Source organism: Actinomadura rubrisoli, from assembly GCF_004349215.1.
Classification (GTDB): Bacteria; Actinomycetota; Actinomycetes; order Streptosporangiales; family Streptosporangiaceae; genus Spirillospora; species Spirillospora rubrisoli.
The window spans coordinates 1-11,533 of record NZ_SMKU01000300.1 but is presented as its reverse complement, the minus strand read 5'-3'; the positions used below and the strand labels follow the sequence as shown (position 1 = coordinate 11,533).

The 11,533-nt window shown below is 73.7% G+C and carries 11 protein-coding genes; 1 reads left to right on the top strand and 10 read right to left on the bottom strand.

Going from position 1 to position 11,533, the window contains the following annotated elements; genetic code table 11:
* Nucleotides 1-68: 68 nt before the first annotated feature.
* The 10 genes from E1298_RS36450 to E1298_RS36405 all read right to left on the bottom strand — a co-directional run bounded on the left by E1298_RS36450 (nt 69) and on the right by E1298_RS36405 (nt 10,847).
* Entirely contained in the window at nt 69-743 is a 675-nt protein-coding gene (locus tag E1298_RS36450) for a response regulator (protein WP_131901552.1), read from the bottom strand.
* Between the two features lie 18 nt (nt 744-761).
* On the bottom strand, nt 762-2,309 hold the full coding sequence (locus E1298_RS36445; protein ID WP_131901550.1) for a sensor histidine kinase: 1,548 nt from the start codon (nt 2,307-2,309) through the stop codon (nt 762-764).
* A gap of 483 nt (nt 2,310-2,792) precedes the next feature.
* Nucleotides 2,793-3,746: a cation diffusion facilitator family transporter gene (locus tag E1298_RS36440; protein ID WP_131901548.1), complete on the bottom strand. Its 954-nt coding sequence runs from the start codon at nt 3,744-3,746 to the stop codon at nt 2,793-2,795.
* Nucleotides 3,747-4,889, bottom strand: a complete 1,143-nt coding sequence (locus tag E1298_RS36435) for a bifunctional phosphoglucose/phosphomannose isomerase (RefSeq protein ID WP_131901546.1) — start codon at nt 4,887-4,889, stop codon at nt 3,747-3,749. It abuts the gene before it with no gap.
* Between the two features lie 49 nt (nt 4,890-4,938).
* Nucleotides 4,939-5,115: a Trm112 family protein gene (locus tag E1298_RS36430; RefSeq protein ID WP_131901544.1), complete on the bottom strand. Its 177-nt coding sequence runs from the start codon at nt 5,113-5,115 to the stop codon at nt 4,939-4,941.
* Between the two features lie 2 nt (nt 5,116-5,117).
* Complete coding sequence (locus E1298_RS36425; RefSeq protein ID WP_131901542.1) at nt 5,118-6,473, bottom strand: phosphomannomutase/phosphoglucomutase; 1,356 nt, start codon at nt 6,471-6,473, stop codon at nt 5,118-5,120.
* Nucleotides 6,474-6,577: 104 nt separating this feature from the next.
* Nucleotides 6,578-6,955 (bottom strand): DUF3499 domain-containing protein, encoded by a 378-nt coding sequence (locus tag E1298_RS36420; protein WP_131901540.1) that lies wholly within the window; start codon nt 6,953-6,955, stop codon nt 6,578-6,580.
* A gap of 141 nt (nt 6,956-7,096) precedes the next feature.
* Entirely contained in the window at nt 7,097-7,759 is a 663-nt protein-coding gene (locus tag E1298_RS36415) for a response regulator (protein WP_131901538.1), read from the bottom strand.
* Between the two features lie 41 nt (nt 7,760-7,800).
* Nucleotides 7,801-9,030: a sensor histidine kinase gene (locus tag E1298_RS36410; protein ID WP_165975847.1), complete on the bottom strand. Its 1,230-nt coding sequence runs from the start codon at nt 9,028-9,030 to the stop codon at nt 7,801-7,803.
* Complete coding sequence (locus E1298_RS36405; protein ID WP_165975846.1) at nt 9,030-10,847, bottom strand: substrate-binding domain-containing protein; 1,818 nt, start codon at nt 10,845-10,847, stop codon at nt 9,030-9,032. Before E1298_RS36405 ends, E1298_RS36410 begins: the two co-directional genes overlap by 1 nt.
* A gap of 275 nt (nt 10,848-11,122) precedes the next feature.
* On the opposite strand from E1298_RS36405, the gene E1298_RS36400 reads away from it, so the two are divergent.
* The coding region (locus E1298_RS36400) for a metallopeptidase family protein (RefSeq protein WP_131901554.1) at nt 11,123-11,533 on the top strand (411 nt) is incomplete at its 3' end.

The window sequence follows — 11,533 nt, the reverse complement described above, 5'->3', positions numbered from 1 at the left end:
GCCTGCGCGCCCGCGCCCTCGACTTCGAGAAGGAGAAGGCCCTCCGCCTCCTCCGCAGGTAGGGCGCCCTAGCTGGGCGCGTTCTCGCCTGGGACGACCACGCCCGACTCGTAGGCGAGCATGACCGCTTGGGCGCGGTCGCGCAGGCCGAGCTTGGTGAAGACCCGCGCCACGTGCGTCTTGACCGTGTGCTCGCTGACGACGAGGCGCTGGGCGATCTCGCCGTTGGACAGCCCGCCCGCGATCAGCACCAGGACCTCGTTCTCCCGGGCCGTCAGCGTGGACAGCTCCGAGGGGGCCTGCGGCCTGCTGCGCCGCTGCTTGGTGAACTCGCGGATGAGCCGCCCGGTGACCTGCGGCGCGAGCAGCGAGTCGCCGCGCGCCACCACCCGGACGGCGGAGACGAGCTCGTCGGCGGTCGCGTCCTTGAGCAGGAAGCCGCTGGCGCCGACGGCGAGCGCGTCGTAGACGTACTCGTCCACGTCGAAGGTCGTGAGGACCAGCACCCGGACGCTGTCGGCCCCGGGGAGGGCCAGGATGCGGCGGGTGGCCTCGATGCCGTCCATGCCGGGCATCCGGATGTCCATGACCACGACGTCCGGGCGGTCCTGCCCGGCCAGCCGGACGGCCTCGCGGCCGTCGCCGGCCTCGCCGATGACGGTGATGTCCTCCTGCGCGGCGAGCAGGGCGGCGAACCCCGCCCGGACGATCGTCTGGTCGTCGACGATCAGCACTCTGATCACCGCTGCCGCCCCGGGGGGTCAGCGGCGGCCGGGCGGCGCCTCGGAACCGGGTCCACGAGTGGGCCTCTCCTCCCTGTTCAGCGGAAGCTCGGCCTCCACCAGGAACCCGCCCTCGGTGGCCGGGCCGGCGGAGAACCGTCCGCCCAGCATGGTCGCACGTTCCCGCATCCCCACGAGACCGTGTCCGCCACCGGACTCGGCCGCGGGCGCGGATTCGAGGCGGGTCCGGCCCGCGGGCGCGTCGTGCGGTGCCGCGGTACGGTCGTCCCGGTTCAGCACCATGGTCCGCGCGGACGCGCCGTCGTCGCGGACCCGGACGGCGAGCCGGTCCGGCAGGAACGTCAGGTCGACGCGCACCTCGGCGCCGGGCGCGTGCCTGCGCGCGTTCGTCAGCGCCTCCTGGACGATCCGGTACGCCGACAGCTCCACGGTCGTGGACAGGTTCCGCGCGTCGCCGTGCACCGCGAGGTCGACCTGGCCGCCGGCGCCCCGGTGCTGCTCGATCAGGTCGGGCAGCCGGTCCAGCCGAGGCTGCGGGGAGTTGGCGGCGTCCGGCTCGGGCTTGGCGTCGGCGCGCAGCACGCTGAGCAGCCGCCGCATCTCCACCAGCGCCTCCCGCGCGGTCTTGGCGATCTCGGTGTAGCCGGCGCGGGCCTCGGGCGACAGGCTCTCCATCGTGTACGGGGCGGTCTCGGCCTGCACCGCGATCATCGAGACGGAGTGCGCGACCACGTCGTGCAGCTCGCGGGCGATGCGGGCCCGCTCGCGCATCACCGCCTGCTCCCGCTGGACGGCGGTGAGCCGGGTGAGGGTCTCGTTGGTGCGCTCCTCGGCCTCGGCCTCGGTCCGCCCGGCGGTCTCCACGACGCGCCGGGCGTCGCCGAGGCCGATCGCGGCGAGGACGGCGATGACCGCGGCCGGCCACGGGACGTCGTCGAGCGTCGAGGTCGCGACGTACACCACCGCGACCGTCGCCGCGGCGCCCGCCGCGAGGACGCCGGCGGACTGCCGGGGCAGCCGCCGTCCCAGCGCGTACAGCGTGTACAGCGCGGCGAAGCTCGTCGTGACGAGCAGCACCTGCCCGGTGAGAAGGCTCGCCGCGGACGCGCCGAGCGCCACGGCCGCGACCGGGCGCAGGTACTCGCGCCGCCAGACGAGCGGGAGGGTCGAGGCCACCGCGAAGCCCCCCGCGACGCTGAGCGGCGTGTCGACGCGGGGCGCGAGCTCGGCCAGGGCGGCGATGGTCAGGGCGAGCCCGGTCAGCGGCGCGAAGTACCAGGACTCGGCGACCTCGGCCCAGGCGTTGATCCACCGGGGCAGCGGCGCCGTCGCCCCTGCCGGGGCCCCGGGCGTGCCCGGCCGTCCCGCGCCGTTCAGCCGGGCGCCGAGCCGGATCGCCATCGGGCGCAGCAGGGTGCCGATGCCGGTCAGGATCCACAGCAGCAGCTGGCCCACGCCCGCCACGATCCGGCCCGACAGCCGCCACGCGTGGTGCGCGAGGGCGGGGCCGAACCCGGCGGGGTCGCGTCCGGGCCGGTTCTTGTCGGAGTGGTCGTTGCTGGTCACTTCTCAATACTGACCGCTGGGACGGGCCGCCACCTCACCGTGCGGAGGTATGACGAAGGCCCATGTCCCCCTGGAGGACGAGCCCCTTTCCCTCCTTTTGGCGGACGTGCGGGGGAGGGCGGCGAACGTAGTGTCTTAATCGTGACCGCAACGGCGGCCGCCACCGACGTAGGGGGTTCGGTGGGGCTGCCGCGGTCACACCAGAACCGTCCGGCTTCAGGGGTCCGGGCGGGGAAGCATGGGAAGCACCTCGCCGGACGGCCGAGTACGCGCCTCCTCGGAGGCACTCGCCGGTCTTGCCTGGGCTGGGGTCGACCGGCACGGCGCCGGCCGCCCGGCGAGGGATCCCATGTGAACGCCGCGTCCACGCCGCGCAGGGCGGACGTCCCACACGGATGCGGTGTTCCCGCGACAGGATCCCCCGCGAAGCCGAAACCATGCGGGCCAAACCATGCGGGCCGGCGGCGGAACCCCGCGCGGCGGTCAGGAGGACGCGGGGCTCTCCGGCTTGGCGGCGTTCTTGCGGTCGGCCTCGTCCAGCGCGGGCTCCAGGTAGATCAGCAGCGCCTCGGGGAACTGGGCCCTGATCTTGGCCTCGGCGGCGTCGATGCCGCGGGCCACCTCGGCGGCCGTGTCGTCGTGGTAAACGGCGATCTTGGCGGCGATCAGCAGCTCCTCGGGGCCGACGTACTCGGTCCGCATGTGGATGACGTGGTCGACCTCGGGCACCGACTCAAGCGCCGCGATGATCCGCTCCTCCTGCTCGGGGTCGGCGCCCTCGCCGATGAGCAGGCTCTTGGTCTCGATGGCCAGGATGGTCGCGACCACGCCGAGCAGCACGCCGATCGCCAGCGTGCCGACGCCGTCCCACACGCCGTCCTCGGTGACGACGGCCATCGTGACGCCGAGCAGCGCCAGGATCAGGCCGAGCAGGGCGGCCAGGTCCTCCAGCAGGACGACCGGGAGCTCGGGGGCCTTGGCGCGCCGGATGAACGCCCACCACGACTTGTCGCCGCGGACCGCGTTCGACTCCTTGATCGCGGTGCGGAACGAGAACGACTCCAGCACGATCGCGACGATCAGCACCGAGAACGCCCAGATCGGGGCGTCGATCTTCTCAGGGTGCTGGACCTTGTGGAAGCCCTCGTACAGCGAGAAGGCCGAGCCGACGGTGAACAGCACCACCGCCACGACGAACGCGTAGAAGTAGCGTTCGCGGCCGTATCCGAAGGGGTGCTTGGGGGTGCGGTCGCGCTCGGACCGTTTGCGCCCGAGCAGCAGCAGCCCCTGGTTTCCCGAGTCCGCCACCGAGTGGATGGACTCGGCCAGCATCGACGACGAACCGGTGAACGCGAACGCGACGAACTTCGACGCGGCGATCCCGAGGTTGGCGATCAACGCGGCGACGATGGCCTTCGTTCCACCCTCAGCACTCATCTACGCAATCCTCGCTTTGAGCTCTTGAATGGCCGGCACGGGCGTGGGGTCGACGCCCAGCGCGATGGCCAAGTAAACCGTGACGTAGTCCGCCAGCGCGATCAGGGTCGCGATCCGCTCCAGCGGATGCGCGCCCTCGGCGGCGATCTCGGTGACGGCCACCCCGCGGTCGCGGGCCATCTCGACCGACGCCGCGCGGCGCTTGCGCACCTGCGGGTGCTCCTCGGTGTCGCGCAGGACGACGAGGTGGAGCCCGTGTTCGGCGTCCTGCTCGCGGTCGCGGAAGAAGTCGTCGGGGTCGGCGGACGGGCCGCCGCCGCCCGCGAAGTGGCCATCGAAGGCCATTACCTGGTTGTGGCCGGCCTCCGGGAGCCCGCCGTAGACGCCCGGGTACTTGGCGTTCTCGTTGAGCTGGCAGCACATCCGGTACGCCGCGGTGCCCGCCAGCGTGGACGAGCCCCACACCAGCGGCACGTCGCCCGCGAGGTCGAGGGCGATCCGCTTGGCCGGGTTGACGAACGGCTCGCTCGCCGGGCGGCACCGGTGCGCCACGTCCTCCAGCAGCTTCGCCGTGGACTCCAGCGCCGCGTCGGGCACGTCCGCGAGGCCCATCGTGCGGGCCGCGAGGAGCAGCGGCACGGTGAGGCCCCACAGCGTCGACCGCGGCTGGCCCACCGACCGCACCGGGACGAACAGCCCGCGGCTCTGGACGGCGAGGTCGGCCAGCGGCGAACCCGTCCCGCCGACGAACATCAGCCGGCAGCCGCGCCGCGCGGCCTCGGCGGCGACCTGGAGGGTCTCCTCCGTGCCGCCCGAGCAGGACACCGCGATGACGAGGTCGGCGGCGCCCACCCAGCCGGGCAGCCGGTAGCCGCGCACCGTCGTCACCGGGACGGGGCAGCCCACGCCGCACACGGCCGCCAGGACGTCCCCGGAGATGCCCGAGCCGCCCATGCCGGTGACCACGATCGCCCTCGGCCGCCCGTCGTCCGCGAGCCCGGCGATGCCCGCCTCGGCCACCGCGCGCTGCGCCTCCCGGATCTGCGCGGCCGACGAGGCGACCTGCCGCAGCATGCCGCCCGGGTCGGCGGCCTCGACGCTCGCCGCGTCCTCCAGCCGTCCGGGGTCCTGGGCCCCGGTCATCGCCTCGCCCCGGCCCGGCGGCCCGCCTCCCGGACCTGCCCTGGGCCGCTCATGGGGCGGGGGTCCTCGCCTCGTCGACGAGGAGCACGGGGATGTCGTCGCGCACGGGGTAGGCGTAGCCGCAGGAGCCGGTGCACACCAGCTCGGCCGCCTGGTCGTCGGCGCGCAGGTCGCCGCCGCAGTTGGGGCAGGCGAGGATTTCCAGCAGCCAGGAGTCGAGCTTCATCGTCACTTCTTCCTCACGATGGCCAGGACCTCGTCGCGGACGGCCGCCATGGTCGTGTCGTCGCCGGCCTCCGCGTTGAGGCGCAGCAGCGGTTCGGTGTTGGACGGCCGCAGGTTGAACCACCAGCCGGCGGCCTCGTCGCCCACGGTCAGACCGTCCAGCTCGTCGATGGTAACGCCCGGTCGCCCGGCGAACGCGGCGCGTACCGCGTCCGCGGCGGCGGCCTGGTCGGCGACCTCGCTGTTGATCTCGCCGGACGCGGCGTAGCGCGTGTACTCGCCGAGCAGCGCCGACAGCGTCCCGTCCTGCTCGCCGAGCGCGGCGAGCACGTGCAGCGCCGCCAGCATCCCCGAGTCGGCGAACCAGAAGTCGCGGAAGTAGAAGTGCGCGGAGTGCTCGCCGCCGAAGACCGCGCCGGTCTCCGCCATCGTCTGCTTGATGAACGAGTGCCCGACCCGCGTGCGGACGGGCGTGCCGCCGTTCTCGGAGACGATCTCCGGGACGGCCCGCGAGGTGATCAGGTTGTGCACGATCGAGGACCCGGGGTGCTTGGCCAGCTCCCGCACCGCCACCAGCGCCGTGATCGTGGACGGGGCGACGATCTCGCCGCGCTCGTCCACCACGAAGCAGCGGTCGGCGTCGCCGTCGAGGGCCAGCCCGATGTCGGCGCCCGTCTCGCGGACCTTGGCCTGGAGGTCGCGGAGGTTATCCGGCTCGATCGGGTTGGCCTCGTGGTTGGGGAAGGTGCCGTCCAGCTCGAAGTACAGCGGCACCAGGTCGATCGGCAGGCCCTCGAAGATCGACGGGACGGTGTGCCCGCCCATGCCGTTGCCGGCGTCCACGACCACCTTCAGCGGGCGGATCGCCGACAGGTCGACCAGCGTCTTGAGGTGGTCGGCGTAGCCCTTGAGGAGGTCGCGCCGGGACACGGTCCCGGCCGGGCCGTCGTGGGCGGGGACGCCCTCGCCGACCAGCTCGCGGATCTCGGTGAGGCCGGTGTCGCGGCCGACGGGACGCGCGCCGGAGCGGCACAGCTTCAGCCCGTTGTACCTGGCCGGGTTGTGGCTCGCGGTGAACATCGCGCCCGGCAGGTCGAGGCTGCCGCTGGCGTAGTAGAGCAGGTCCGTGGAGCCGAGCCCGGCCTCGATCACGTCCGCGCCCTGGGACGTCGCGCCGCGCGCGAACGCCTCGGCCAGCGGGACCGACGAGGCCCGCATGTCGTGGGCGGTGACGACGGCGCTCGCACCCGTCACGCGCACGAAGGCCGCGCCGACCGCCTCCGCGGTGGCGGCGTCGAGCTCGTCCGGCACGACGCCCCGGATGTCGTACGCCTTGAAGATCTTGGCGAGATCGCCCACTCCTGCTCCCTGTCCGAGTGATGTCACGGGGGTTTCCCGAGCCTACCGGGAAGCGCGCTGACGGCCCGCCGCGGCATCGCACGCGGGCGGCCTGTGGAAAAGGGTCACTCCTGCGGCTGCGTCCCCGCGGGCTCGGAGCGCAGCACCCGCAGGTGCCCGCGGCGGCCGACCTCGGTGCCCTGCCCGACGGGCTCCTGCCCGGTTCCGGGGGCCGGCTTGGCGGCCTCGCGGACCGCGTCGGCGAGCGCCTCCAGGTCGTCGGCGCTCGGCTCGGACTCCTCCTCGACCGGGAGCCGGACCAGTTCCCACCCCATCGGGGCGGTGAGCCGCTCGGAGTGCTCCGCGCACAGGTCGTAGCAGTGGGGCTCGGCGTACGTGGCGAGGGGCCCCAGGACCGCGGTGGAGTCGCGGTAGACGTACGTGAGCGTGAAGACTGCTGGCGCCTTGCAGGCGGTGCGGGAGCAAGTGCGGACGGGGCTCACGATGGCCGACCGTACCTGCCTCCCGCCGCCTCCGCCACCACCCCGGCGCACGTGTCGCCGTTACCGGTCGATTTCCGAGGTAACAACTACATACCGTGTAACGCTCGGCGCCGAGCGTCCCGCCGCCGCGTCACCCGCGGATCACCGCGCGGTCCCGAGCCAGCGCGCCATCGCGGCGCCGCGCGTGCGGACGCCCAGCTTCGCGAAGATCCGGTTGACGTGGTTCTTGACCGTGTACTCCGAGACGACCAGGGTCCGGGCGATCTCGCCGTTGGAGTGGCCGCGGGCGATCAGCTCCATCACCTCGGCCTCGCGGGGCGACAGGCCCAGGTCGTCGCTGCGCGCGGCGCGGGCCGGCGGGGCGGCCGCGGACGGGGCGTCCCCGCCGCGCAGTGCCTCGACGACGGCCCGGCTCGCCGACGGCGAGAGCGGGCTGGCGCGCCCGGCGACCGTGTCGTGGACGGCCGCGATCAGCTCGTCCACGCCGAACGCGCCGTGCACCAGGTAGCCCGCCGCGCCGTTGCGGATGGCCTTGCCGATGACGTCGGCGTCGGTGTCGTAGGACAGCATCAGGACCTTCGCCAGGGCGCTGAGGGGCCCGGCGGCGGCGATCCCGTCGACGCCCGGCATCCGCACGTCCAGGAGCACGATGTCGGGACGGAGCCGCTGGGCCTGCTCCAGCGCGTGGGCGCCGTCCACGGCCTCACCGACCACGCGCACCTTCCCGGCCTCCAGGAGGCTCACCAGCCCCGCGCGGACCACGGGGTTGTCATCGACCACCAGTGCCCGCACGGAGACCCGCACAGGGCCGCTCGCAGGCCCGGCCGGTCCGGGCCTGGGGCCGCTCACGTGACGTGCCCGGCGGCCTCGGGGGCGCCCTCGGCGCTCGGCGGGACGAACGGGACGGTGAGCATGACGGTCGCGCCGCCGCCGGGTGCGGAGCGCAGCGCGAACCGGCCGCCGATCCGGCGGGCGCGCTCGGCCATGCCGACCAGCCCGTAGTGGCCCTCGCGGGCGAGCAGTTCGAGTCGTCCGCCGGCGGGCGGGGCGAACCCCGCGCCGTCGTCGCGGACCGTCAGGCGGACGGTGTCGACGGTCGACAGCAGCCGGACCTCGACCCGGCCGGCCCCGGCATGGCGTTCCACGTTGGTCAGCGCCTCCTTCAGCACCGAGATGATCTCGTACCGGACGGTCACGGGTATGTCCTCGGCGGGCGGGCCCTCGATCCGGGCGGTCACCGGCACGCCGCGCGTCTCGCCCCACTCGGCGGCGAGCCGCCTGACGGCGGCGGGCAGCGGCAGCCCGTACGCCTCCTCGCGCAGGTCGGAGATCAGGCCGCGGGCCTCGCGGGCGGCGACCTCCAGCGCGGAGAGGATGTCGCGGGCGTCGCGCTCGGCGCGGTCGGGGCAGTCGCGGATCCAGAGCGGCAGGCTCGCCACCGACAGCGTGATGCCCTGCAGCGTCTTGGCCAGCGAGTCGTGCATCTCGCGGGCCAGCCGGTTGCGCTCCTCGGCCGCGGCGACGGCGGTCTCCGCGCGGCGCCTGGCCTCCTCGGACTCGGCGTACTGGTCGACGAGGGTCCGCAGGACGATCCCGGCGCACGCGGCGAGCGGATAGAACACGGGCAGCGCGATCAGGAGCCCGGGCTCCTGCCGTTCCGCGGCCGGAGCGGCGCCCATCGCGATGTAGCACAGCGCTATCTGCGCCGTGCAGACCATCAGCACCGGCCCCCAGGTGTAGAGCACTCCGGCGATGGCGGCCGTCATGACCGTGAACAGGAAGAACGGCCCGAACACGCCGCCCTCGGCGAGGACGGCGAACACCAGCAGCGCGTCCAGGCAGCACAGCAGCGGCACCCGCTGGACGGCGGGCAGCACGGTGCGCCACGCCGTGCAGGCGACCGCGGTCTCCGCGCCGAGCACGGCGAGGGCGACGTCCAGGCCCAGGCCGGGCCCGTCGCCGGCCAGCAGGGCGACCGCCATGGCGAGCAGCAGCCCGCGCAGCAGCATGAGCAGCCGGAAGGTCACCGCCAGCCGGGTCTGGACGGCGGACGCCTCCGGCTCGCCGGCGCCCATCAGTTGGGACACCGCGGGGCGTCGCAGACGCGGAGCTGGTCGGAGCGGAGGAAGAGTCGCATCACCATGCCCGGGTTTTCGATGTTGTAGTCGCCGCCGTCGGTGACGGCGGCGACCTGCCGCAATGCCGGGTCCACGTCGGCCCCGAAGCCGAGCGCGATGACGCTCACCGGGCGATGCGGGTTGAAGGCCCCCTTGAGCTTCTGCATCGTCCGGGTGAACTCGGCTCGCTCCGGCTCTCGCGGACCCCCCGCCGTGAGAACGAGCACGACGTTCAGTTGGTTGCTCTGGTAGTTCTGTTCGACCTCGGTGTAGGCGGACCGGATCGCCGAGTAAAGCCCGGGCCGCTGCCCAGGAAGCGCCCGGACGCCTTGCAGGGTCTCCTGGAGCCGCAGGCGCTGATTGCCGCCGTCCGGTGTGCGCACGCCAAGCTCGCGTATGGGCACGACCCGCCGGTACGGCTGGGCGGGTGTGTTCCCGGAGAGCGTCCATAGCCCGAACGACGAGTTGTCCGGGACGAGGTTGAAGCCTGTGGAGAGCGCGTTGAGCATCCCGTTGAGACGCGTCCCCGCGGCGCCGTTCCGGGCCGGCATCTGCTTACCGGCGTCGCCTGAAGGATCGATGAGGGCCAGGACGTTCAGCCCCTGCCCGAGCTTGCGCCACATCTCCTGGATCCCCGCGGCCGCTCCTGGCCGCACCACCGGCAGCAGGCGCGGCGCCGTACGGCGCGTCCCGAAGTCCCCGGGCGGCTCCGTGCCTGCCATCGGCGCGACGGACGGACGGCCCGTGCCGCCGCCGACGCCGCCGCGGAGCCCCACCCTGCGCAGGTCGGCGACCATCTGAGGCGAACGAAGCTCGGTGAGGAACCGTTCCGCGACCTGCTTGCGGTCCTTGTCAGAGGTGGCGACGACGTAGGGGAAGTCCAGGTACGGCGTTCCGGCGGACGGGTAGACGCCCGTGATGAGCGGCGCATCGCTCCGGGAGGAACGGTTGTGCTGCCAGACCGCCTGCTCGGACACGGCGGTGACGGCCGTGTCGTCCTGGCCGTCCTCGTCGCCCCTGAACGCCTCCTCGACGCCCTTCCCGTACGGGACCGTCTTGGCCGTCCTGAGCATGGTGGTGAACCTGTCCAGGGCGCCTTGGCCGCTCCCAGACGACGCCTGGAGGGCGAGTAGCGAGGCCATGCCCGTCCCCGTCCGCGCCGGGTCGGTCAGGGTGAGCCGGAACGAAGGGACCCCGGACTTGCTCGCGGCCCCACCGGCCCCACCGGCCCCACCGGCGCCTTCCGGACCGCCGGGACCGCCGAGACCGACAGGCTGGAAGGCGCCCCACGAACGGTGTTCCAGCTCGTCGCGATGCCGCCGGGCGGCGGCCTGGGACAGCGCGAAGACGATGGGGGACGACGCCACCGACGGCGCCCCTCCGGCCTTCGCCCGTCCGACGAGGTCGGGCCACAGGGACGAGTCGGGGATCCAGACGTCGGGGGTCCCGCGCCCGCCGCGGAAGACGCCCGCGACCTCGCCGGAGCCGCCCGCCACGACCTTCACCGCCGCGCACTCGCCCGCCGCGCGGCGGGCGCCGTTGAAGCGGTCCGCCGCCGCCAGGGCGGCCGGGGCGATCGCCGGGTCCGCCGAGACCGACAGCCACTGGCCGGGCCCTTCGCAGCCGGCGCCCCGCATCGCCAGCGCCCAGCCGCCGCCGCCGAGCACCAGGCCCATGCTGAGGGCCACGGCGGCGGCGACCGTGAGCTGGTCGCGGCTCCGGCGGGGACGCCGGGCCTTCGGGACGCGAGAGGCGGGGGGCTCCAGTTCCTCCATCGGAATGGAATCGTCGGACGGCGGGGAGGGCGAATCGGAGGACGGCGGATTCACGGGAGATCGACCCTTCATGCACCATCAGCCACGCGGACCAGGGGCCACGTCACGTCACTGTAACCACTCTTTTCAGAACGTAGCTACTTAAAGCAGCCCTTCATCCAGCGTTCCGGATGGCGACTTTTTCGGAAAGCGGCCCCGCATGCCCCCAAGCGGGCTTGACCGAGCCGGAGGGGTGGCAGGGCCGGGCGGGGTAGTCTGGGAGCGTGCGATCCCGTGTGGCAGGCGTACGGCGCCGCGATCGGCACGGTCGCGGCCTCCGTGGCCCTCTGACGCCCCCGCAGGCGCCGGTCTCGCGAACCCGCGCGGAACGATTCGACGACCTGGTCAGCGACGAGGTGCGCCGTCTCGGCAAGCGCTGGGAGCGGGAGCTGGCCAAGGTCGAGTTCCTGGTCGAGGACGTCCCGGAGGTCGGGCCCTGGCCCGACGGGCCCGTCCCGCTCGGCCAGACCGTCCCCGGCGAGGACGGGGCCCCTGTCCGCATCGTCGTGTTCCGCCGGCCGGTCGAGGCCCGCGCCACGGGCGACGAGGAGATCGGCCGCATGGTCCGCGACCTCCTCGTGGAGGAGATCGCCGATCTGCTCGGCCTGTCCCCCGAGTCGGTCGATCCGAGCTACGACTCCCCCGAC